Here is a 23,175-nt window from a genome sequence, read left to right as displayed (position 1 = left end):
TCAGTCCCTCCCGCCCTGCTGCCAGCGGGAACGCTGAAGCCCGAAAAAGCTGAGCAGGATCGCCGCGACCAGGAACGGAATCATCGCGTTCGAGATCGCCGCGCCCTCGCCCAGATTGCCGCCGGTGATGGCGCGCTGGAACGACAGCGTCGCCATCAGATGGGTGGAGTTGATCGGCCCGCCCCGCGTGATGGTGTAGATGAGCTGGAAGTCCGTGAAGGTCATCAGCACCGAGAACGTCATCACGACCGCGATGATCGGCGACAGCATCGGCAGCGTGATGTGGCGGAAGCGCTGCAGATTGGTGGCGCCGTCGAGATTGGCGGCCTCATAGAGCGAGGGCGAGATGGTCTGAAGTCCCGCCAGCAGCGTGATCGCCACGAAAGGAACGCCGCGCCAGATATTGGCGGCGACCACCGACCAGCGCGCATTCCAGGGATCGCCAAGGAAATCGATATAGCGTGTGATCAGGCCAGCCTTGATCAACACCCAGGAGATGATCGAGAACTGGCTGTCATAGATCCACCAGAACGCGATCGCAGAGAGCACCGTGGGCACGACGAAGGGCAACAGCACGATTGCCCGGATCATCGACTTCATCGGCAGCCGCTCGTTCAGCAGAAGCGCCAGGTAAAGGCCGATGGCGAATTTCACCGCGCTGGCGGCGACCGTGTAGAAGATGGTGTTGAACACCGACAGCCAGAACACCGAGTCCTTCGCCAGCGAGACGAAATTCTGGAAGCCGATGTAGCGTCCGGCACCGCCGATCTTGGTGTCGGTCATGCCGAGCCAGAAGCCGAGCGCCAGCGGGTAAGCCAGAAACAGAATGAGGATGGCGATCGCCGGCACCATGAACATCGCGCCGAGGAAATGCCGGCTCTCGAATGCTCTGGTCCACAAGCTGCTGCGCTTGGCCTGCGCGACAGTGGACTCGGCCATAACTGCCATGTCGGATTCCCCTCGACGAAAAGTCGCGGCGTCCGGCGAACCGGACGCCGTGCAGATTGGAGCTGATCAGACCTGGTAGTAGCGCTTGGCGCGCTCGGCTGCGCGTGCGGCTGCCGCCTTCGGCGTCACGGAGCCCGACGCCGCCTCGGCGAACATGTCGACGACGACGAAGTCGCCCATCACGGCGGCGGAGGCATAGCCGAGATCGCCGGCATAGCCGTTGTCGCGGCAGCGCTTCAGGCAGTCGCGATACGGCGTGATCTTGGGATCGGAGGTCCACACCGGGTTGTCGTTGTAGGCCGGAAGCGGCGGCGACACGTAGCCGTTGGAGGAGACCTCCCAGGCGTCGTAGTTCGCCTTGTCCATCATGAACTTGATGTATTCCTTGACCGCCTTCGGATACTTCGAGTGCTTGTAGCCGTAATAGACGAGTACGTTCTGCTGCTCGGTCGACACGCCCACGGGCCCGATCGGCATCGGCGCGTGGTTCATGTCCTTGGCGATCTCCTGCTGCTTCGGGTCGGTCGAGTTCTTTCCGACGGTCCAGATCGAGATGCCGTTCAGCGTCAGGCTAAGCTCGCCGTTGAGGAACGCCTTGTTGTTGTTCGAGTCATTCCACGACAGCACGCCGGGGATGAAGGTCTCGTAGAGCTGCTTGACGTATTCGAGCGCGGCGATCGTCTCCGGCGAGTCGATCACGACCTCGTTCTTCTCGTTGACGACCTTGCCGCCGAAGGCCCACAGCGCCCACTGGCACCAACCGTTGGCGTCACCCGTGGCGTGGCCGAGCGCGAAGCCGGCCGGCGTGTTGTTCTTCTTCAGCGCCTGGCAGAGCTTGAGGAAGCCGGCGGTGTCCTTGGGAAATTCATCGAAGCCGGCGGCCTTCACGTGACTGACGCGGTAGTTGAGGCAGCCGCCGGTCGCGCCCTGGGGAATGGCGATCCAGCTGTTGCCCTTCTTGCCGTAGCGTTCAGCAACCGGATACCAGCCGCCATATTGCGCGCCGAGATAGTCGGCGACGTCAGTCATGTCGATCAGCTTTTCCGGGAACTTGTGGGGATCATCGAGCGTGCCGATGATCAGGTCGGGACCGGCGCCGACATTGGCGGCGACCGCGGCTTTCGGGCGGATGTCCTCCCAGCTCTCGGCCTCGAGCTTGACCTTGACGCCGGTCTTCTCGGAAAACGCCTTGGTCTGCTCGGCGAATTTGTCGAACTCGGCCTGAATGAACTGCTTCCAGCGCAGCACGCGGATGGAGGCGTTCGCCTCGGGCGTGTTGGTCCACTCCGCCGCGCGCACCGGGACGATGCCCGGGCCGGCCAGCAGCGCCGCGCCGCCCAGACCGACTTTAAGCACACTTCGCCTGTCGAAATCGCTCATCGTTCTCTCCCTAAATTTTATATTTGTATTGGGTCGTCTTTTATTGGGCAGTTCTGCTTGGGCAGTTCTTCGGCGTCGCTACACGCGTTTGCCCGTCGCCTCGTCGAACAGATGAATTACGGAAGGATCGGGCTTCAGCTTGACCTTGTCACCCGGGTTGAACTGGTGACGTTCGCGGAAGACCGCGACGACCTGCTCACCACCGAGCTTCGCAAACACCTGCGTTTCCGAGCCGGTCGGCTCGACCACGACGATCTCGGCATCGGCGCCGTCGTCAGCGATGGTGAAATGCTCTGGGCGTACGCCGTAAACGACAGGACGCCCGTCGGACGCCGCCGGCGCGTTCCTGAGCGGCAGCTTCACGCCATTCGGCCCCTCGAAGGTCGCAACGCCGTTGACGCGCACATGCCCCTTCAGGAAGTTCATGGACGGCGAGCCGATAAAGCCGGCGACGAACTGGTTCTCGGGCTTGTCGTAGAGCTCGAGCGGCGTACCCATCTGCTCGACGATGCCGTCATGCATGACGACGATCTTGTCGGCCATGGTCATGGCCTCGATCTGATCGTGGGTGACGTAGACCGTCGTGGTCTTCAGCCGCTGGTGCAGCTCCTTGATCTCGGTGCGCATCGCGACGCGCAGCTTGGCGTCGAGGTTCGACAAGGGCTCGTCGAACAGGAAGACCTGCGGGTCGCGCACGATGGCGCGGCCCATGGCGACGCGCTGGCGCTGGCCGCCGGAGAGCTGGCGCGGATAGCGTTCGAGCAGCGGCGACAGTGCCAGGATCTCGGCGGCGCGCTTGACGCGCTTGTTGATCTCTTCGGTGCTCTCGCCCCGCAGCTTCATCGAGAAGCCCATGTTCTCGCCGACCGTCATGTGCGGATAGAGCGCGTAGTTCTGGAACACCATCGCAATGTCCCGCTCCTTCGGCTGGACATTGTTGACGACGCGGTCGCCGATCGAGATCGTGCCTGAGGTGATATTCTCGAGACCGGCGAGCATGCGCAGAAGCGTCGACTTGCCGCAGCCGGAGGGACCAACCAGGACAACGAACTGGCCGTCCTCGATCGGAATCGAAACGCCGTGCAGGACTTCAAAATTGCCGAACGATTTCCGCACGTCGCGGATTTGCACAGACGACATCTAGCTCCCTCCTCGAAAGTCCACGACGCATCTCGCGCCGCGACCGTCTTGTTTTTTCAGACTTCACCGAACGAAGCCCAACCTTAGCGGGCGACATTGTCGGCAGTTTGTGCGGTTTTGGCAATTTGTCTTTGGTTAGTCCGTGCTGGTAGCGCTGTCAACGTTCCTTTGTTTGCGACAGTGAGTGTGTTAAGAGCAGCAAATGGGTCGAAACCGCACCAAGTCAGGCAAAATCCGGCTGGCGGAAGTCGCCGAGCTCGCCGGCGTAAGCCCGATCACAGCGTCCCGCTTCTTCCGCAATCCCGAGGCGCTGTCGCTCGCCAAACGGACACGGGTCGAGAGCGCGGCCAGGGAGCTCGGCTATGTGCCGAACCTGGCGGCGCGCGCGTTGGCTTCGCAGCGCACCGAGGTGATCGGTGTCTTGATTCCGTCACTGACCAATAATGTGTTCTCCGACGTGCTGCGCGGCATCTACGACGCCTCCGAAAACAGCCGTTACTCGATCCAGTTGTCCAACACACGCTACAGTATTCTCCAGGAGGAGAAGCTGCTGCGCCTGTTTCTCGCGCAGAAGCCGGCCGGGCTGATCGTCACCGGCATCGACCAGACCACGGAATCGCGCGCGATGCTCGATGCCGCCGACTGCCCGATCGTGCAAATCATGGAGATCGGGCCCCATCCGGTCGACATGATGATCGGCTTTTCGCACTATGACGCAGCCCGTGCGGCGGTTGCACATCTGTTCGCGCAAGGTCACCGCAAGATCGGCTTCGTCGGCGCGCGGATGGATCCGCGGGTACAGCGGCGGCTCGACGGATACGTCTCGGCCATGAAGGACGCAGGACTATTCGAGCAACGCCTCGTCGTCACGACGGCGACTCCGACCTCGGTGACGCTCGGAGGCGCCCTGTTCACCGATCTCCTGGCGCGGGAGCCAGGCATGGATGCGGTGTTCTGCGCCAATGACGACCTCGCGCTGGGTGTGCTGTTCGAATGCAGGCGCCGCGAGATCGCCATCCCCGAACAGATCGCGATCGTCGGCTTCAACGATCTGGAATTCATGGCCTCCGCGGTCCCGACTCTGACGAGCGTGCGCACCAACCGCTACGAGATGGGCAACACGGCCGCCAGCATGCTGATCGACGCGATCGACGGACGGCGCCCGGAACATCCGGTGCTCGATCTCGGCTTCAAGGTGATCGAGCGGCAAAGCTCGTCGGCCCGGCGGTCGGACAACCGGCCAGCCGCTTCAGGCACAGGCGCTGCGAACAAAATGGTAGCGTTACCAAGCGGCCATGACTAGTATCGGATTTGTGAGGAAACGACCCGCCAGCGGGCAGGCAAATCGTCGCTCGCGCCGTTGGGCATCGCACAAGCCGATACCATAAAACGGACGCCAGTGCGTTTGCATTGCAGGAGAAACCAATGACAAAAAAACCAACCAATGGGCATGCCCCCGCCGGCAACGGCGCTCGCCGCCACCTCCGCTCGCAGGAATGGTTCAACAATCCGCATAATCCGGGCATGACCGCGCTCTATATGGAGCGCTATCTGAACTATGGTCTCACCCGCGCCGAGCTCCAGTCCGGCAAACCGATCATCGGCATCGCACAGACCGGCAACGACCTCTCCCCCTGCAACCGCCACCATATCGAGCTTGCCCACCGCGTCCGCGAAGGCATCCGCGAGGCCGGCGGCATTGCGATGGAATTCCCGACCCATCCGATCCAGGAGACCGGCAAGCGCCCGACCGCGGCGCTCGACCGCAACCTCGCTTATCTCGGCCTCGTCGAAATCCTCTACGGCTATCCGCTTGACGGCGTGGTGCTAACCACCGGCTGCGACAAGACTACGCCAGCCTGCATGATGGCGGCGGCGACCGTCAACCTGCCTGCGATCGTGCTGTCGGGCGGGCCGATGCTGAACGGCTGGCACAATGGCGAACGCACCGGCTCCGGCACGATCGTCTGGAAGTCGCGCGAGCGCCTCGCCGCCGGCGAGATCGACTATGAAGAGTTCATGGAGATCGTGGCGTCATCGGCGCCCTCAGTCGGCCATTGCAACACCATGGGCACCGCCTCCACCATGAACGGGCTCGCCGAAGCGCTCGGCTTCTCGCTTCCGGGCTGTGCGGCGATCCCCGCCCCCTATCGCGAGCGCGGCCAGATCGCCTACGAGACGGGAAAACGCATCGTCGACATGGTCTGGGAAGACCTCAAGCCTTCGGACATCCTGACCCGCAAGGCGTTCGAGAACTGTATCGTGATCAATTCGGCGATCGGCGGCTCGACCAACGCACCGATCCACATCAACGCGCTGGCGCGCCACATCGGCGTTGAGCTCTCCATCGACGATTGGCAGAAGGTCGGTCACGACGTGCCGCTGCTGGTCAACATGCAGCCGGCCGGCTTCTATCTCGGCGAGGAATTCCACCGCGCCGGCGGCGTGCCGGCCGTGGTGCGCGAGTTGATGAAGCACAAGCGCATCCACGAGGACGCGGTCACGGTCAACGGACGCGGCATCGGCGAGAATTGCGCCAATGCACCAAAGCCCGACAACGACGTGATCTGGGCTTACGACAAGCCGCTGGTGAAGGACGCCGGCTTCCTGGTGCTGAAGGGCAATCTGTTCGATTCCGCGATCATGAAGACCAGCGTGATCTCCAAGGAATTCCGCGATCGCTACCTCAGCAATCCGACCGATCTCAATGCCTTCGAGGGCCGCGCCGTCGTGTTCGAGGGGCCTGAGGACTATCACGAGCGGATCGACGATCCCTCGCTCGAGATCGACGAGCGCTGCGTGCTGTTCATCCGCGGCACCGGCCCGATCGGCTATCCCGGCGGCGCCGAGGTCGTGAACATGCAGCCGCCTGCGGCGCTGATCAAGCGCGGCATCATGTCCCTGCCCTGCATCGGCGACGGCCGGCAGTCAGGCACCTCGGGCTCACCTTCGATTCTCAATGCTTCGCCGGAAGCCGCCGCCAATGGCGGGCTCGCGATCCTCAGGAACGGCGACAAGGTGCGCGTCGATCTGAACAAGGGCAGCGCCAACATTCTCATCTCGGACGACGAGGTGAAGAAGCGCCACGCCGAGCTCAAGGCCAATGGCGGCTTCAAGCATCCGCCGAACCAGACGCCGTGGCAGGAGCTTTATCGCAACACCGTCGGCCAGCACGCGACCGGCGCCTGCATGGAGCTCGCCACGCGCTACCAGAACGTCGCCGGCAGCTTTGGTGTGGCGCGGGATAATCACTGAATTAGGAACACGTAGCCCGGGTGAGCGAAGCGACACCCGGGACATCGGCTCCCGGATATCGCGCTCGCGCGCTCATCCGGGCTACGGCACTGAGCACATCGAGGAGAAAGAAGAAAATGGCAGACCGCCTCAAGGGAAAGCGCGCCGTCGTCACGGCTGCAGCGGCAGGCATCGGACGCGCATGCGCCGTCGCCTTCGCGCGTGAAGGCGCAACCGTCATCGCCACCGACATCAACGAGAGCGGCATCGCGAGCCTGACCAAGGAAGGCATCGCCGAGGTCGCCAAGCTCGACGTGCGCAGCACCGCCGACGTCAACGCCTTCGCCAAGCGCGTCGGCAAGGTCGACATCCTGCTCAACGCGGCCGGCTTCGTGCACCACGGCACCATCCTCGAATGCTCGGAAGAGGATTTTGATTTCTCGTTCGACCTCAACGTCAAGTCGATGCACCGGACCATCAGGGCCTTCCTGCCGGACATGCTCGCCGGCGGCGGCGGCAGCATCGTCAACATCTCCTCCTGCGCGGCGCTGCGGCCGCCGGCCAACCGCTACGTCTACAGCGCCTCGAAGGCGGCCGTGTCGCTGCTGACGCGCGCGGTCGCGCTCGACTTCATCACCAAGGGCATCCGCTGCAACAGCATCTGCCCCGGCACCGTCGAGACGCCTTCGATGCTCGACCGCGCCGCGGCGCAAGGACCGCAGGGCAAGGAGATGTTCGTCTCCCGCCAGAAGATGGGCCGGCTCGGCACCGCCGACGAGATCGCGTCCATGGCGGTCTATCTCGGCAGTGACGAGAGCGCCTTCACCACCGGCGTCGACCTCGTGGTCGACGGCGGCTACATGCTCTGATCACTCCTCATCCCGAGCAAGCGCGTCAGCGCCGTCTCGAGGGATAGGCCACGGGCTCTATGGTTCGAGACGCGCGCAAGTGCGCGCTCCTCACCATGAGGGACAGATAAGGGGATTTGGCATGAACAAGATCGATCTCAACGGCCGTGTCGCCATCGTCACCGGCGGCGCGCAGGGCTTCGGCCGCGCCATCGTTCAGCGCTTCGTCGCCTCCGGCGCCAAGGTCGCGATCTGGGATTTCGACGCCGCGCTGGCCGAGAAGACGTCAAAGGAAATTGGCGGCGAAACAAAAGTCTTCAAGGTCGACGTCACCGATACCGCGGCCGTCGAGCAGGCCCGCGACGCGACGCTTGCCGCCTTCGGCAAGATCGACATCCTCGTCAACAATGCCGGCATTGCCGGGGTCAACAAGCCGGTCTGGGAGACCGACCTCGAGGAATGGCGCAAAGTTCTACGCATCAACCTCGACGGTCCTTTCATCGTCTGCAAGGCGATCGTGCCCGCGATGCTCAAGCAGAAATACGGGCGCATCGTCAACATCGCCTCGATCGCCGGCAAGGAAGGCAATCCGAACGCCTCGCACTATTCGGCCTCCAAGGCCGGCCTGATCGCGCTGACCAAGTCGCTCGGCAAGGAATTGGCCGCACATGACATCCTCGTCAATGCGGTCACGCCCGCGGCTGCGAAGACCGCGATCTTCGACCAGATGACGCAGCAGCATATCGACTTCATGCTGTCGAAGATTCCGAAAGCGCGCTTTGTGCTGGTGGAAGAGCTAGCCGCGATGGTGAGCTGGCTCGCATCCGAAGATTGCGCCTTCTCCACCGGCGCGGTGTTTGATATCTCCGGCGGACGGGCGACGTACTGAGGCAACGGCCGTCCGAAGGGGCGCACCATGCGGTTTGGGCGGCGTGATTTTGTGAAGCTCGCGGCGAGCGCGCTGCCGTTGCTTTCGCACGATGCGCTTGCGCAACTCACGCCCAACCCGGCGAACATCGGCCCGCCGTCGCCGGCCGAGCGCGACGCCATGGCACGGCTCGCGCACAGCTTCATGGACAGATATGGCGTGCCGGCGCTGTCCTTTGCGATCGGCTATGCCGGCACTGTTGTCCACGAGGACGCCTTCGGTGTTGCCGATATCGAGCGGAACGAGGCCGTGACGCCGCGGCATCTGTTCCGGATTGCCAGCGTCAGCAAGATGATCACGTCGGTCACGATCTTCCGCCTGATCGAGGCGGGCCGCCTCAAGCTGACGGACCGGGTGTTCGGCCCCGGCGCGCTGCTCGGCACCGAATACGGGCCGCCGCCCTACTCTGCCGGTATCGACCAGATCACGCTCGAGCATCTCCTGACGCACACCGCCGGCGGCTGGAGCAACGACAACCGCGATCCCATGTTCACGCATACCCGGATGGATCATGCCGGGCTGATCACCTGGACGCTCGCCAACCGGCCGCTGGACCTCTTGCCGGGCCAACGCTACGCCTACTCGAATTTCGGCTATTGCGTGCTGGGGCGCGTCATCGAGAAGCTCACTGGCCAATCCTATGCCGAGCATGTCCGCAGCGAGGTGCTCGCACGCTGCGGCGTCACCGACATGACCATCGCGCGCGACACGCGCGAGCAGCGCCAGGACGGCGAAGTCGTCTATTACGGCCAGGGCGAAAATCCCTACGGCATGAACGTCCCGCGGATGGATTCCCACGGCGGCTGGATCGCGACGCCGGCGGATCTGGTTCAGTTTCTGATGCATGTCGACGGCTACACGAAGCCCGTGAACATCCTACGGCTGCGCACCATAGAGATCATGACCACCGCACCCGCTGACAGCCCCAACTACGCCAAAGGCTTCTGTGTCAACAAGTCAGACAATTGGTGGCACAATGGCAGCCTGCCGGGCACCAGCACGATTGCGGTACGGACCCATGGCGGCTTCTGCTGGGCCGCCTTCACCAACACCAGACGCAGGAGTTCCGACATGGACGGCGAACTCGACAAGCTAAACTGGAGCATGGCGCGTCAGGTCGCCGAGTGGCGGGTCGCATGATCCGGGAAGGCGGATGCCTGTGCGGCGCGGTGCGATTCAAGGCCGAGGGCGAGCCGCTCAACGTCCGCATCTGCCATTGCCGCCTCTGCCAGAAGGCGATGGGCTCGCCCTATTTCGCCCGTGCGCAATTCGACCAGCGCGCGTTGACCGTCGAGGGCGACACCGAGCGCTATGCGTCGTCCGAGCACATCGACCGCGTGTTCTGCAAGCGCTGCGGCACGCGCCTGTTCGCCTGGCGGCGCAACGGCACGCTGGCTGGCGTCGCACTGGCGACCTTCGACGATCGCAACGCGTTTGTGCCGACCGAGCACATCTGGGTCAGCGAAAAGATGGGCTGGGTGACGATCGAGGACGGCATGATCCGATATGAGGGGACGATCCCGACGTAGCTCATCCGGCGCCAAGGCTCGACGTCATGGCCGCCGGTCTCGCCGATTATTTGCGGCGTGGCATTTCGGAACCGGCCACCCTATGTTGAGGTGAAGCGTTGCTGCACCACCGGTTGGCTGGGTCGGCTGCAAGACCGCAGGCAAATCGGGACGGACGAGCCGTGAACATTTCTTTGTATGACCTCTCGGTGTGGGTGCTGCCGCTGGTGCTCGCCATCACCTTCCACGAGGCTGCGCACGCCTTCGTCGCATATCGTCTCGGTGACGACACGGCATGGCAGCTCGGCCGTGTCAGCTTCAACCCTATCAGGCACATCGACCCGTTCGGCACGCTGATATTGCCGGCGATGCTGCTGTTCGCGCATTCGCCGTTCCTGTTTGGCTATGCCAAGCCTGTGCCGGTGAATTTCCGCAAGCTCAACGCCCCCAGGCTCGGCATGGTGTGGGTGGCGCTGGCCGGGCCCGCCACCAACATCCTGCTGGCGCTGGCCGCAGCTCTTGCCCTGCACGCCCTGCCCTGGGCTCCCGCGAACTCGGCGCAATGGATATTCGACAATCTCAAGAACGCACTGCTGATCAACGCGGTGCTGGCGGTGTTCAACATGATGCCGATCCCGCCGCTCGACGGCGGACGCGTCGCGGTCGGGCTGCTGCCCCGGCCGCTCGCCCTGCCCCTGGCGCGGCTCGAGCCGTTCGGGATGCTGATCCTGATCGGTCTGCTGATCCTGCTACCGCTGGCGGGCTCCCAGTTCGGTCTAAATCTTGATGTTATTTCAGCAATACTGCGAACGTTGACCGGTTATGTGATTCAGGGTGTTCTCATTCTGACCGGCAATGCGTAGTTGAACAGCGACACACCCGAACACAAGCCGAAGGGCTCGAGGCCGACTTGGTCAAAGCTGCCGATATGCTGATCGCGCGACGCGCCGATACCCGCGCCCGCGCGGATTTCGCCACCTGGAAGATGATGGCCAAGCTCAACGGGTCGTCCGCGCTGCCTCCTGGGGCGCAGGAGTTCCTCGTGAGCTACAAGAACCTGCAGGCGCAGATGAACGAGGGTGAGGCGACCGAGGCCACCATCGGCGCCATCTACAAGGCCTACTATGCCGAGATGGGCGGCGCGGGAACCCCGCCTGACGTCCGCCCCCGTCCGGCCGAACCGGCGGCGGACAATGTTACCGCTTTCCGTCGCCCAGACCCGAAACCGAAGAAGGCCAGTTTCTTCGGGGCAGCGACCGCGGGCGCAAGCCAGAAACGGCCGCTCCCGGTGGCGCTGATCTTCGCCTGCCTGGTCGTGGTCTATGTCGGGATCAGGTTCTACTGGCGCTGAGCCGTCTTCTTCTTTTTCTTTGCGTCCGGCGGCGTGAAGATGATGTCGACGGTGCGCTCGAACCGGTCGTCGGTCAGGCTGGCAGGCGGCTGCGGGATGGGATCGGACTTGCGGACAATCGAGATCGCAGCCGCATCGTAAGCTGCATCCCCGGACGACTCGACAACGTCGACTGAAAGCACGTTACCCCGTCGGTTGATCGCGAAGCTGACCTTGACCTTCTGATTGTTGGGCTCCTTGCCCTCCGGGTTGACCTTGTGGGCCGTGAGATGCGCGCTGATCTTGCGATTCCAGTCTGCCGTGAGCTTCAGAATATCCTTACCGATGCCGAGCACAGGCGCCAGCGCCTTCTCGGCCTCGCGCGCGTCCTCGTCGAGCGTCTGCCGCGCCGTCGCAACGGACTTCGGCGAAGCTTCCGCAGCGGGCGTTTCGACCGCCGCAATCTTCGGATCCTCGTCCTGCGGCTTCTTCGAGATGTTCTCGGTGACGACCCGATCGGGATCGTCGACCTGTTGCGACTGATCCTTTGGAAGCTCGGTTTCCTTGGTCTCGGCCTTTTGCTCGGGAAGCGCCTGCTGCTCCTGCATCGCCTCACTATCCGGTCCCGGCGGAAGGTCGGTGTCAGGCGCCTTCGGCGAGGCCATCTCGACAGCGAACTCCGCGCCGGCCGCGCCGAGGCCATCGTCGCCGTCGTCGGCCCGCAGGTGCGCCAGCGCGAGCGCGGCACCACCGAGATGCAGCGCGAGCGCCGCCAGCGCTGCCAAAATCCAAAGCGTCCGGGCTGGTCTGGACTCATCCGACATCGCGGGCCTCTAAGGCTGAGCGGCGCCTGCCGCAGGCGCTCCCGGAGCGCCTTCCAGCGCAACCAGCTTCACCCGCGAATAGCCGCCGGAGCGCAACAGCTCCATGACGCCCATCAACTCGCCATACGGCACCGAGCGATCGGCGCGCAGGAAGACGTACTTGTCCTTGCTCATGTCGGACAGACCATCGAGCGTGCCGATCAACTCGGCGCGGTGGACCGGGTTCTCTCCGATGGCAAGCGTCAAATCGGGCTTGATGCTGAGATAGGTCGGCTTGTCCGGCTTCTTCTGCGGCGTCGCGCTCGACGTCGGCAGATCGATCGGCAGGTCGACGGTCGAGAGCGGCGCTGCGACCATGAAGATGATCAGCAGCACCAGGATGACGTCGATGAACGGCGTGACGTTGATTTCATGCGTTTCGCCGAAATCGTCGTCGTCATCATTGTCTGCGAGCGAAACGCCCATGGTTCACTCCGCCGCGCGCGAATGCACGCTGCCGTGGCTGCGGTCGAGATCGCGCGAGAGCAACCGCCCCGCAGCGCCCGAGGCACGGCTGACGAGCTCGAGATAGCTCTTCGTCACGCGCGAGAAGTAATTGTAGATGATGACGGCGGGAATGGCGGCGACCAGACCGATGGCTGTGGCGAGCAGCGCCTCGGCGATACCGGGCGCGACGACGGCGAGGTTCGTGGTCTGCGACTTCGAGATGCCGATGAAGCTGTTCATGATGCCCCACACGGTGCCGAACAGACCGACGAAGGGCGAGGTCGAGCCGATGGTGGCGAGCACGCCCATACCGACGCGGATGCGCCGCGCCTCCGCCCGCATGATCTCGGAGAAGCTCGAAGCCGCCCGCTCCTTGATGCCGGTGTCGCTGGAGAGGCCGGCCGACATCCGCGCCTCCCGCAGCGCCGCCGCCAGGAAGGACGGCAGGATGCCCGCCTTGGCGCCGAGCGCCATCTGCGCTTCCGCGAGCGAGCGCGCCTCTGCGATCTTCTTCAGCGCCGAACGAAGCTTGGTCGCGGCGATCGACAATTCGATCGACTTCGCGATCAGCACCGTCCAGGTCATCAGCGATGCAAAGGCCAGCCCGATCATCACCGCCTTCACGATGATGTCCGCCGACATGAACATCACCCAGGGCGACAATTCCTTCATGGCGGGCGCGATGCCGGCTGCCAAATCGGACTTTGCAGCCGCGGGCACGGCAGCTTGGGGCGCCGCAGGTGCAGCAACAACCGGGGCCGGGCTGACCGCTGACGGCTGAGCCGTCGATTGAACCGGTGCCGCGGGCGCGGCTTGCGTCTGGGCAGAAACAGGGGATGCAAGCCAGGCGGCCGCCAGCACCAGAGCTGCGGCAAGGCTTGCTTGGAAGGACATGATCTTCATACTTCGGCCCAGTAGCGAATGAGGTTGTGATAGATACCCGTCAATTTGACCGTTTCGGGATCGTCACGCCCGAGCCGTTCCACCAGCGCCTGTATCGCGGTGTCGAGGTCAAAGATCATGCTCCGGGCTTGATCGTCCCGTATCATGCTCTGAAGCCAGAAGAAAGATGCAACCCGCGTTCCCCTGGTCACCGGGGTCACGAGATGGAGGCTGGTCGAGGGATAGAGCACGCAGTCCCCGGCTTGCAACTTGACTTCGTGCGAACCGTAGCTGTCCTCGATCACAAGTTCGCCACCGTCGTACTCCTCCGGCTCGGCCAGGAACAGCGTCACCGAGAGGTCTGTGCGGATGCGAAGGCCGGTCAGGCGGTCGCCGCGGATGGCATTGTCGACATGCAGGCCGAAATGGTGGCCGCTGCTGGCTGCATAGCGGTTGAACAGCGGCGGGAAGATCTGGAGCGGGATCGCCGCCGCGATGAAGCGCGGGTTCGACGTCAATGCCGAGATGATGCGGTTGCCGAGCTTGCGCGCGACCTCGCTGTCCGGCGGCAATTGCTCGTTGCGCTTGACCATCGCCGACTGCGAGCCCGCGGTGGAGCGCCCGTCTTCCCAATTGCTGGCGTCCATGATGCGGCGGAAATCCGCCACATCATCCTTGCTCAGGACGCCAGGAAGGCAGGTCAACATGATCAGAACTTCGCCGTCGTGATGAGGTAGAACGCCCGCCCCGGCGCGACCGCGACGAAGGGAACCGCGCTGCGATAGAGCGTGTCGTAGTAGAGCTTGTTGGTGAGATTCTGGGCGTAGAACTTCATCGTCCAGTTCTTGTCGATCTTCTTCTCGACGAACGCGTCGAAGCGCCAGTAGCTCGGCAGCTCGTTGCCGGTGTTGGCGGCGAACGTGCCGCCATACACCTTCGAACGGTACACCGCCTGACCGCCCAGCTCCCAGCCGTCGTCGAACTTGTACTTGGTCAGCATGCTGAACGATTGATGAGCCACGTTGGCAAGCTGCAGGCCGAGATTTGAGGCGACACCGCTCTGCGTGACCTTCGATTGCATCAACACCAGGCCGCCGAAGATGCTCCAGCGATCGGTGATCTTGCCTTCGGCCTCGATATCGATGCCCTGGATCCTGTAGGCAGCGCCCGAAGTCAGCAGGCCGCTGACGGTTTCGCGCGCATTGTCCTTCGTGGTCTGGAACAGCGCGGCGCTGACCAGCAAATGGCGATCAGCTAGCTCCCATTTGGTGCCGAGCTCGGCTGCCTTATTGCGCTCCGGCCCGAGCAAGATAGCCGTGTTGGCAGGAATGCCGCCGTAATCGGTGGCGGTCGCATCAAGCTCCGATCCGAACGGATTGGCGGAGGTCGCATAGGCCGCATAGAGGCTGCCGATCGACATCGGCTTGTAGACCAGGCCGACGTTGTAATTGACGAGATCGGCGTTCTGCTTGAGATGGTCCGCGTTGGTCGACGAACTCTGGCTGTAGCCATCGTAGCGCACGCCACCATTGACGATGATCGTGTCCTGCCAGTTCGCGGTGTCCATGACGTAGACGCTGCTGGTGTTGACGCCATAGCGCGTCGGATTTCCAACCAGCGACGGCGTGTTGCTGAAGGGAATGTAGGTGTACTGCGGCGAGTAAAGGTTCACCCCCGTGACCGCCCCGCTGCTGGTCGAGCCGCCGCCGAACAGTTCCGACGAGAGGCCGGTGTAACGGTCGATCGAGATATTCTCGTTCGAATATTCGACGCCGAACACCGCCGTGTGCTTGACCCCGCCGGTGTCGAGCTTGAAGGTGGCCTCGTTCTGGTTGGCCCACACGTCCACGTTCTGGTAGCGGCTCTGCGCGCTCGCCGTCGTCGTCCAGAGCAGCGGATTGGGGCTCGTCGTAACCGGGTTCTGCGGCAGCGTGCCGATATAATTCAGCAGCGAGTGCTCGCCGCGCACCTTGCTGCTCAGCGTGATGGCCTCGTTGACCTTGTACTCGATCGTGCCGGTGCCGAAATCTTGCCGCGCGGTCTGGAAGTCGCGGTTGAGGAAGCCGTACCAGTTGCCACGCGGAATGCCCGCCGACGTCACTGGGACGTTGCCCTGCTTGTAGTAGGGCACGCCGAAATCAGGATAGCCGCTGAGGTCGGTGTGGACGTAGTTCGTCGTGATCTTGATGTCGTTGGTCGGGGTATACCTGGTCGAGATGAACGAACCCCAGCGATTGTCGGTGACGTAATCGCGGCCGGCGACGTTGGCGTCCTGGAACAGGCCGCCGGCGCGCACCGAGAACGTGGGATCGATGACCTGGTTGACGTCGAGCGTGACCCGCTTGGTCCGGTCGGTGCCGAACTCGGTGTCCATTCGCTTGAAATTGACGTCGCCAGCCTGCTTGGTAACGATGTTGATGGCACCGCCGGCGGTGCCGCGGCCGGCGTAGGACGAGGCCGGCCCACGCAGAATCTCAATCTGCTCGGTGAAGAAGTTCTCGCGGATCGAGACCGCGGGATCGCGGATACCGTCGATGAAGACGTCGTTGCGCGCATCGAAGCCGCGGATGAAGAAGCGATCCCCGAACGCGTTGCCGCCTTCCCCAGATCCCAGCGTCACGCCGGCGGTCGAGCGCCCGATCTCCTTCAGCGTCGTGGCGTTCTTGTCCTCGAGCACTTCCTTGCTGAGCACGGTGATGGTCTTCGGCGTGTTCAGCATCGGCTCCGGAAACTTGCCGGAGGCCTGGACGTGGTCAACCTTGTAGGGCGCCGCCGGATCGGAATACGGATTACGGTCGACTTCGCCGGACGGCGTGGTGGGAGCGGTCTGCTGCGCCGCCTGCTGACGCTGCGCGGCGCGGCGAAGCGCATTGCGCGCGCGGACCTGGTCCGCCGTCGGCTTCGAAGCCACCGGGCGCGGACGCGCGACCGGCGCATCGACCGTTACCGGCGGCAGGTTCGACTGCTGCGCCTCGGCACCGCTCGACACCGATGCTGCTGCGATCAGGCCGGCGACTGCGGAGACCTTCTTGCCGGAAACGCTCGTCAACTTCTCATCGAATGCTGCGACCGAACGCAACGACTTCGGTGCGACCACCTGCCCCATTACCAACACGCCCCATATTCCTGTTCGCCCATTCACTTCGACGAGCGATTGGAGTGTTGGTATCGACCGCAAAATAGCGGGTCAATGCGAGTAAGCCGCGAGAACCCTTGAATAAGTCCAGATCAAAGCGATTCTAAACTGCAGTTTGAAATCGTTCTAAAGCACGATTGGATTCGTTCTAAAGAGCGCACGAAAATGCCGCGAGATCGGCGGTCGCGCGCGCATCGTCAATCGCTACTTGGCGGCTTCATCAGCGAGAACAATTCGTCGACGGTCTTCTGCGCCACGGCGCGCACGCGATCGCTGTTGTCCATGCCGGCAATGTTGACGCCGCCGACGACGGCTCTGATCTCGTCGCGGAAGTCGGTGAGAAAGCGCAAGGGATCACGCTGCTCGTTGGCGACGCGTGCGATCAGTCCCGTGATCAGGATCTGACACGCGATCAGCTTGCCGTTCAGTTCGTCCATGCTGCGCTCCCGTTGTGGCGCGCCGATATGACTGATGCCGGTTTGCCTGACAACCGAAACGGCCTCCGCGCGACTTAGAACCGTTCTTGCGAGCCGCCCCGCGCAGCGCATCCCTATCCCGCGCACACCGCTTCCGAGCATTGCACAAGATTTACTCGCGGATCGTTCGTCGCGGGGGAATGCAGCACTGCACACCGTAGTGACACGGAGCTGCCTAAGCAGTGCAAAGCTTTCCAATTGTTTAGGATTCTCAGCCGATAGTGCTGTTTACACTGGAACTTGGCGTGTATTATACAAGCGCGCTGGAACCCTATGATTGCCCCAAAATTCGTAACTAAGGGCATACCAGCCGACACGAGACGAAATGAAAATGTCCCGGCCGATCCTCTGGATTCTGATCGTCGCGGCCGTGGCCTCCGCGGGTTACTATGGTTGGCAGAAATTCGGCTCGCCCGACGCCGGAAAAACCCAGACCGCACAGAAGGGGCCGCAGCGCCCGCCCGCCGTCCCCGTGAGCGTTTCGCCGGTCCAGAAGGTGGACTTTCCGGTTTACCTGACCGGTCTCGGCACGGTTGCGGGCTTCAACACCGTCCAAGTCCGGACCAGGGTGGACGGCCAGATCGACAAGATCGCCTTCACCGAAGGCCAGATCGTCAAGGAGGGCGAGCTCCTCGCCTCGATCGATCCCCGCCCCTATCAGGCCACGCTCGACCAGGCCAAGGCCAAGAAGGCCCAGGACGAGGCAAATCTGGCCAACGCCAATCTTGAGCTCCAGCGCGCCATGAAACTCGGCGAATTCGCCACCGCACAGCGGGTCGACACCCAGCGCTCCACGGTCGCCCAGCTCACCGCGCAGATCGCCGCCGACGAAGCTTCGATCTCCAACGCGCAGACGCAGCTCGACTACACCCAGGTCAAGGCGCCGATCACCGGCGTCGCGGGCCTGCGCCAGGTCGACGTCGGCAACATCGTCAATTCCTCGACGCAGACCGGCATCGTCACGATCTCGCAGGTCGAGCCGATCTCGGTGATCTTCACCGCGCCGGAAGATCAGTTGCCCTATATCAGCGAGGGCCAGAAAACTGGCGCGCTCAGGGTGATCGCCTTCACCACCGACGGCAAGAAGACGCTGGCCGAGGGCAAGCTCGCGGTCATCAACAACCAGGTCGACACGAGCAGCGGCACGATCCGACTCAAGGCGGTGTTCGAGAACAAGGACCACGCGCTTTGGCCCGGTCAATCGGTGTCGACGCGCCTGCTGGTGCGCACCCTGAAGGATGCGACCGTTGTCCCGGATGACGCGGTCCAGCACTCCACCAACGGCCTCTACGCTTATACTGTCAATCAGGACAACAAGGCTGAGGTGCACAAGATCAAGGTCAGCTACGCCATCGACGGACGTTCGGTCGTCGACGAAGGGCTCACGCCCGGACAGCAGGTGATCACCGGCGGCCAATTCAAAGTCCAGCCCGGAAGCCTCGTCTCCACGGCCGTGGCGAGTACGGATCCGGCCCAGAACAAGGTTCGACGGGAATGAACGCGGGCGGGATTTCGGCACCTTTCATCCGTTATCCCATCGGCACCTCGCTGCTGATGGCCGGCATTCTCTTCGTCGGTCTCGTCGCCTATCCCCTGCTGCCCGTCGCGCCCCTGCCGCAGGTGGACTTCCCGACCATCCAGATCACCGCCAATCTGCCGGGCGGCAGCCCGGAGACCATGGCCTCGTCGGTGGCCCAGCCGCTCGAACGGCAATTCGCCCAGATTCCCGGCATCGCCCAGATGACCTCGACGAGCTATCTGGGCACCGCGTCGATCACCATCCAGTTCGACCTCAACCGCAGCATCGACGGCGCCGCCAACGACGTGCAGGGCGCCATCAACGCCGCGAGCGGTCAGCTGCCGAAGAACCTGCCCTCGCCGCCGACCTACCGCAAGGTCAACCCGGCCGACGCGCCGATCCTGCTGTTGTCGGCAACCTCCGAGACAATGCCGCTGACCAGCGTCAGCGACGCGGTCGATGCCCAGCTCGCCCAGCAGATCAGCCAGCTTTCCGGCGTGGCGCAGGTCTTCATCGGCGGCCAGCAGAAGCCGTCTATCCGCATCCAGATCGACCCGGCGAAACTCGTCGCCAAGGGCCTGTCGATGGAGGACGTGCGCAGCCAGATCGCGATCACCACGGTCGACAGTCCGAAGGGCAACATCGACGGCGACAAACGCGCCTACACGATCTACGCCAACGACCAGCTGACCCAGTCCAAGGACTGGAACGACGTCATCATCGCCTATCGCAACGGCGGTCCGTTGCGGATCCGCGACATCGGCCAGGCGGTCAGCGGCCCCGAGGACGCCAAGCAGGCGGCCTGGGCCAACGGCAAACGCGGCGTGTTCCTGGTGGTGTTCAAGCAGCCCGGCGCCAACGTCATCGAGACCGTCGACCGGATCAAGGCGACATTGCCTCGCCTCGTCGCAGCGATCCCGCCCGCGATCAAGATCGAGGTCATCAGCGACCGCACCACGACAATCCGCGCCGCGGTCGAAGACGTCCAGTTCACGCTGCTGCTGACCATTGCGCTGGTGGTCATGGTCATCTTCATCTTCCTGCGCAGCTTCTGGGCGACCGTCATTCCCACCATCACGGTGCCGCTGGCGCTGCTGGGCGCCTGCGCGCTGATGTGGGTGTTCGGCTATTCGCTCGACAATCTGTCGCTGATGGCGCTCACCATCGCGGTCGGATTCGTCGTCGACGACGCCATCGTGATGCTGGAGAACATCACGCGCTACATCGAGGAAGGCGAATCGCCGATGGCGGCGGCCTTCAAGGGCTCGAAGGAAATCGGCTTCACCATCGTGTCGATCAGCATCTCGCTGGTCGCGGTGCTGATTCCGCTGCTGCTGATGGGCGGGATCATCGGGCGCCTGTTCCGCGAATTCGCCGTCGTGCTGGCGATGACGATCTTCGTCTCGATGTTCGTGTCGTTGACCCTGACCCCGATGATGGCCTCACGCTTCCTACGCGCCCATGGCGAGGTCACCCACGGCAAATTCTACCAGTGGAGCGAGCGCGGCTTCGATGCGATGTTGCGCGGCTACGAATGGGTGCTCGACCATGCCCTGGCCTGGCGCCGCACCACGCTCACGATCTTCTTCGCGACTCTCGCCCTGTCGGTCTATCTGTTCGTCCTGATCCCGAAAGGGTTCTTCCCGCAACAGGACGTCGGCCTGATCACCGCGACCTCGGAAGCCTCCCAGGACATCTCGTTCGCGGAGATGCAGCGCCGCCAGGTCGAGCTCGGCAAGATCGTGATGGACGATCCCGACATCGCATCCATCGCGATGAACATCGGCGGCAGCGGCCGCGCCGGCAACAACGGCAACATGTTCATCACGCTGAAGCCGCGCAACGAACGCGAAGCCTCCGCGCAGCAGATCATCGCCCGGCTGCGTCCCAAGCTCGAGAAGGTGTCCGGCGCCCGCCTTTACATGCAGGCGGCTCAGGACGTTCGGCTCGGCGGCCGCCCGACGCGTACGCAGTTCGAGTTCACTCTACAGGACGCCGATCTCACTGAGCTCAACGACTGGGCGCCGAAGATCCTCGCCAAGATGCAGACCTTGCCGCAACTGCGCGACGTCGCGACAGACCAGCAAACCCAGGGCACCACGGTTCAGCTCAAGATCAATCGTGATACCGCAGCGCGTTATGGAATCCAGCCGCAGCTGATCGACGACACGCTGTACGACGCCTTCGGACAGCGTCAGGTCACGCAGTATTTTACCCAGCTCAACACCTACAAGGTGATCCTCGAGATCCTGCCGGAGATGCAGGGCAGCCTCGAGAGCCTGAACAAGCTCTACCTGAAATCTCCGCTGACCGGCGACCAGGTGCCGCTGTCGACATTTGCGACCTGGAGCACCGATCCGGTCCGCCCGCTCTCGATCAGCCACCAGGGCCAGTTCCCGGCGATCACGATCAGCTTCAACCTCGCCCAGGGCGTCGCGCTCGGTCAGGCCACGGAGGCCGTGCAGAAGGCGATGGCCGATCTCGGCGCGCCGCCGACGCTCAATTCGAGCTTCCAGGGCACGGCACAGGCGTTCCAGCAGTCGCTGGGCACCGTGCCGCTCCTCATCCTCGCCGCGCTGGTCGTGGTCTATCTGATCCTCGGCATCCTCTACGAGAGCTACATCCATCCGATCACGATTCTGTCGACCCTGCCCTCGGCCGGTGTCGGCGCGCTCGCGATCCTGATGGCGGCGGGCTTCGAGTTCAGCCTCATTGCTTTGATCGGAGTCATTCTGCTGATCGGCATCGTGAAGAAGAACGGCATCATGATGGTGGACTTCGCCATCGCTGCGGAGCGCGACGAGCACAAGACACCGGCGGAATCGATCCGGCAGGCGGCGCTGTTGCGCTTCCGTCCGATCATGATGACGACGATGGCTGCCCTGCTCGGCGGCGTGCCGCTGATGCTCGGCCACGGTACCGGCGCCGAGATTCGCCAGCCGCTCGGCTACGCCATGGTCGGCGGTCTGATCGTCAGCCAGGCGCTGACGCTGTTCACCACCCCGGTCGTCTATCTCTATCTCGACGAGCTCAACAACTGGTTCTCGGGCTGGGGCCGTAAGGGTGACGGCGAAGGCGACGAGACGGTCGAGCACGGCACCGTTAAGGAAGCTGCCGAGTAGTAGCAGCTTGCACCGCGCGCCTCACGACGTTACAGCGAGGCCCTCGCTTCACGTCAACGCGGTTTTGCCATGCCCATGCAATCCAGACTTGTCGCCCTTATCGCCGCTGTCCTGTTGTCGGCGGGTGCCGCGCATGCCCAGCAAGGCGCCAAGAAGAACGCGGCTCCCTCTGCCCCGGCGGTACAGCCCGCACCGGCTCCGGCGCAACCGCAGGCTGACGGCGCTCCGGCGCAGCAGCCCGGCTGGGTCGTGCGCTGCACCAGCGTCAGCCGCGACGCACCGCTCGAATGCGCGATGGAGCAGAACGCGGTCCTGACCAAGACCGGCCAGACCATCGTCCTGATCAACATCCGCATCGCGCCCGACACCCGCACACCGGTGGCGCTGCTGCAATTGCCGCTCGGCCTCAACCTTCCCATCGGCGCCAAGCTCCAGGTCGACGACGGCAAGACGGTCGATCTCCCAATCCAGACCTGCGAGAACCGCGGCTGCTACGCCTCGACGCCGATCGCACCGGACCTGCTTGCGACCTTGCGGTCGGGCAAACAGCTCAAGGTCTCCTTCCAGAACATGGCCAAGGAAGCGATCGCGATCCCGATGCCGCTCGGCGATTTCGCGGCGGCCTACGACAAGATCAAGTAGCTCTTTCGCGCGTTCACTGCCGCGCCATCTGCGCGTTGCCGACGGCGTCGCCGTCGAGCTTCTGGTCGTCGTGCATGGTGACGGTGACGCGCGAGAGCCGTCCTTCGAATTCGAACGGCGTCACGTAGTGCGACACCGGCCTGCCTCGGTCGCGGCCGACGGCATCTTGCGCTCCGAGCGGACGATCTGATGACTGCCGCCGATGTTGAGGTCGTGCACGAGATGGCCGGCCTTGACGTAAAGGCTATATCGGCAAGTGACGGCTTGCCACGAGGCTGCATTGACAAGCACCGACGTGTGGGCCTGGTCAGCGCCCTCACCACACGGGGTCGCTCGCCCTCAGCAGCGTCGTGAAGCCGCCATAGATCATGCGTTTGCCGTCGAACGGCATGCCGTCCAACTTCAGCCGCGGGTCCGCCATCACCTTCTTGTTGACGGCGTCGCGAGTCTGCCGGTCGCGATAGACGATCCAGGAAAACACCACGATCTCGTTCTCCTTCGCCATCACGGCACGCGGAAACGAGGTGAGCTCGCCATAGGGCACGTCGTCGCCGATGCATTCGACGTAATCGAGCGCACCGTGCTCCATCCAGATCGCGCAGGCCGTTTTCGCCAGCGCCTTGTAAGCCTCGATCTTGTCCTTCGGCACGGCCAGCACGAAACCATCGACATAGGGCATCACGGATCTCCTTGGTGTGTGTGTCCGAAGGACGATGCGGCGCCTGACGATCCGACCAGGAAGCGTGATTTTCGGATGAGGCAAACGGTCGCG

At 63.5% G+C, this 23,175-nt stretch carries 22 protein-coding genes; 11 read left to right on the top strand and 11 right to left on the bottom strand.

Annotated elements, in window-relative coordinates; genetic code table 11:
• The 3 genes from ABIB80_RS15855 to ABIB80_RS15845 form a co-directional block, all read right to left on the bottom strand.
• Positions 1 to 948 (bottom strand): carbohydrate ABC transporter permease, encoded by a 948-nt coding sequence (locus ABIB80_RS15855; protein WP_007592324.1) that lies wholly within the window; start codon positions 946 to 948, stop codon positions 1 to 3.
• Between the two features lie 66 nt (positions 949 to 1,014).
• Complete coding sequence (locus ABIB80_RS15850) at positions 1,015 to 2,328, bottom strand: ABC transporter substrate-binding protein (protein ID WP_354127903.1); 1,314 nt, start codon at positions 2,326 to 2,328, stop codon at positions 1,015 to 1,017.
• 78 nt (positions 2,329 to 2,406) lie between these two features.
• Positions 2,407 to 3,468 carry an ABC transporter ATP-binding protein gene (locus ABIB80_RS15845; protein ID WP_007592328.1) on the bottom strand — a complete coding sequence of 354 codons (1,062 nt, stop codon included), beginning with the start codon at positions 3,466 to 3,468 and terminating at the stop codon, positions 2,407 to 2,409.
• Positions 3,469 to 3,670: 202 nt separating this feature from the next.
• Here ABIB80_RS15845 and gntR point away from each other — a divergent pair, with 202 nt between their 5' ends.
• From gntR to ABIB80_RS15805, 8 genes are all read left to right on the top strand, one after another.
• Positions 3,671 to 4,771 (top strand): HTH-type transcriptional regulator GntR, encoded by a 1,101-nt coding sequence (gene gntR, locus ABIB80_RS15840; RefSeq protein ID WP_007592329.1) that lies wholly within the window; start codon positions 3,671 to 3,673, stop codon positions 4,769 to 4,771.
• 122 nt (positions 4,772 to 4,893) lie between these two features.
• Positions 4,894 to 6,723, top strand: a complete 1,830-nt coding sequence (locus tag ABIB80_RS15835; protein WP_354127902.1) for an IlvD/Edd family dehydratase — start codon at positions 4,894 to 4,896, stop codon at positions 6,721 to 6,723.
• 116 nt (positions 6,724 to 6,839) lie between these two features.
• A complete protein-coding gene (locus tag ABIB80_RS15830) occupies positions 6,840 to 7,571 on the top strand; it encodes an SDR family oxidoreductase (RefSeq protein WP_007592333.1) in 732 nt (243 codons plus the stop codon).
• Positions 7,572 to 7,692: 121 nt separating this feature from the next.
• The gene (locus tag ABIB80_RS15825; RefSeq protein ID WP_354127901.1) at positions 7,693 to 8,439 is read left to right on the top strand and encodes an SDR family NAD(P)-dependent oxidoreductase; all 747 of its coding nucleotides are present in this window, start codon (positions 7,693 to 7,695) and stop codon (positions 8,437 to 8,439) included.
• Positions 8,440 to 8,466: 27 nt separating this feature from the next.
• Entirely contained in the window at positions 8,467 to 9,618 is a 1,152-nt protein-coding gene (locus ABIB80_RS15820; protein ID WP_354127900.1) for a serine hydrolase domain-containing protein, read from the top strand.
• A complete protein-coding gene (locus ABIB80_RS15815) occupies positions 9,615 to 10,007 on the top strand; it encodes a GFA family protein (protein ID WP_354127899.1) in 393 nt (130 codons plus the stop codon). The genes ABIB80_RS15820 and ABIB80_RS15815 overlap by 4 nt, the downstream gene beginning before the upstream one ends.
• Before the next feature lie 161 nt (positions 10,008 to 10,168).
• Positions 10,169 to 10,849, top strand: coding sequence for a site-2 protease family protein (locus tag ABIB80_RS15810; RefSeq protein ID WP_354127898.1), 681 nt, complete (start codon positions 10,169 to 10,171; stop codon positions 10,847 to 10,849).
• A 65-nt stretch (positions 10,850 to 10,914) separates the two neighbouring features.
• Positions 10,915 to 11,337: a hypothetical protein gene (locus ABIB80_RS15805; protein WP_219684657.1), complete on the top strand. Its 423-nt coding sequence runs from the start codon at positions 10,915 to 10,917 to the stop codon at positions 11,335 to 11,337.
• Here ABIB80_RS15805 and ABIB80_RS15800 read toward each other — a convergent pair.
• The 6 genes from ABIB80_RS15800 to ABIB80_RS15775 form a co-directional block, all read right to left on the bottom strand.
• Positions 11,325 to 12,140: an energy transducer TonB gene (locus ABIB80_RS15800; protein WP_007592345.1), complete on the bottom strand. Its 816-nt coding sequence runs from the start codon at positions 12,138 to 12,140 to the stop codon at positions 11,325 to 11,327. The two genes, ABIB80_RS15805 and ABIB80_RS15800, sit on opposite strands and share 13 nt — an antisense overlap.
• A gap of 9 nt (positions 12,141 to 12,149) precedes the next feature.
• Entirely contained in the window at positions 12,150 to 12,605 is a 456-nt protein-coding gene (exbD, locus tag ABIB80_RS15795) for a TonB system transport protein ExbD (RefSeq protein ID WP_018459254.1), read from the bottom strand.
• A 3-nt stretch (positions 12,606 to 12,608) separates the two neighbouring features.
• The gene (gene exbB / locus ABIB80_RS15790; RefSeq protein ID WP_219684642.1) at positions 12,609 to 13,529 is read right to left on the bottom strand and encodes a tonB-system energizer ExbB; all 921 of its coding nucleotides are present in this window, start codon (positions 13,527 to 13,529) and stop codon (positions 12,609 to 12,611) included.
• A complete protein-coding gene (locus tag ABIB80_RS15785) occupies positions 13,526 to 14,215 on the bottom strand; it encodes a Fe2+-dependent dioxygenase (RefSeq protein ID WP_007592351.1) in 690 nt (229 codons plus the stop codon). Before ABIB80_RS15785 ends, exbB begins: the two co-directional genes overlap by 4 nt.
• 2 nt (positions 14,216 to 14,217) lie before the next feature.
• Positions 14,218 to 16,614 carry a TonB-dependent receptor gene (locus ABIB80_RS15780; RefSeq protein ID WP_219684640.1) on the bottom strand — a complete coding sequence of 799 codons (2,397 nt, stop codon included), beginning with the start codon at positions 16,612 to 16,614 and terminating at the stop codon, positions 14,218 to 14,220.
• Between the two features lie 227 nt (positions 16,615 to 16,841).
• Positions 16,842 to 17,081, bottom strand: coding sequence for a hypothetical protein (locus ABIB80_RS15775; protein ID WP_007592354.1), 240 nt, complete (start codon positions 17,079 to 17,081; stop codon positions 16,842 to 16,844).
• 364 nt (positions 17,082 to 17,445) lie between these two features.
• Here ABIB80_RS15775 and ABIB80_RS15770 point away from each other — a divergent pair, with 364 nt between their 5' ends.
• The 3 genes from ABIB80_RS15770 (at position 17,446) to ABIB80_RS15760 (ending at position 22,403) form a co-directional block, all read left to right on the top strand.
• Complete coding sequence (locus ABIB80_RS15770) at positions 17,446 to 18,618, top strand: efflux RND transporter periplasmic adaptor subunit (protein WP_354127897.1); 1,173 nt, start codon at positions 17,446 to 17,448, stop codon at positions 18,616 to 18,618.
• On the top strand, positions 18,615 to 21,761 hold the full coding sequence (locus tag ABIB80_RS15765) for a multidrug efflux RND transporter permease subunit (protein WP_007592357.1): 3,147 nt from the start codon (positions 18,615 to 18,617) through the stop codon (positions 21,759 to 21,761). Before ABIB80_RS15770 ends, ABIB80_RS15765 begins: the two co-directional genes overlap by 4 nt.
• A gap of 69 nt (positions 21,762 to 21,830) precedes the next feature.
• The gene (locus tag ABIB80_RS15760) at positions 21,831 to 22,403 is read left to right on the top strand and encodes an invasion associated locus B family protein (RefSeq protein WP_354127896.1); all 573 of its coding nucleotides are present in this window, start codon (positions 21,831 to 21,833) and stop codon (positions 22,401 to 22,403) included.
• A gap of 13 nt (positions 22,404 to 22,416) precedes the next feature.
• Here ABIB80_RS15760 and ABIB80_RS15755 read toward each other — a convergent pair whose 3' ends face one another.
• Together ABIB80_RS15755 and ABIB80_RS15750 are read right to left on the bottom strand one after the other, a co-directional pair.
• Positions 22,417 to 22,539 carry a hypothetical protein gene (locus ABIB80_RS15755; protein WP_354127895.1) on the bottom strand — a complete coding sequence of 41 codons (123 nt, stop codon included), beginning with the start codon at positions 22,537 to 22,539 and terminating at the stop codon, positions 22,417 to 22,419.
• A gap of 180 nt (positions 22,540 to 22,719) precedes the next feature.
• Complete coding sequence (locus ABIB80_RS15750) at positions 22,720 to 23,082, bottom strand: DUF1428 domain-containing protein (RefSeq protein ID WP_354127894.1); 363 nt, start codon at positions 23,080 to 23,082, stop codon at positions 22,720 to 22,722.
• Positions 23,083 to 23,175 lie beyond the last annotated feature (93 nt).

The organism is Bradyrhizobium sp. i1.15.2 (assembly GCF_040548425.1).
In the GTDB taxonomy this organism is placed as follows: Bacteria; Pseudomonadota; Alphaproteobacteria; order Rhizobiales; family Xanthobacteraceae; genus Bradyrhizobium; species Bradyrhizobium canariense.
This window is presented reverse-complemented; position numbering and strand designations above follow the sequence as displayed.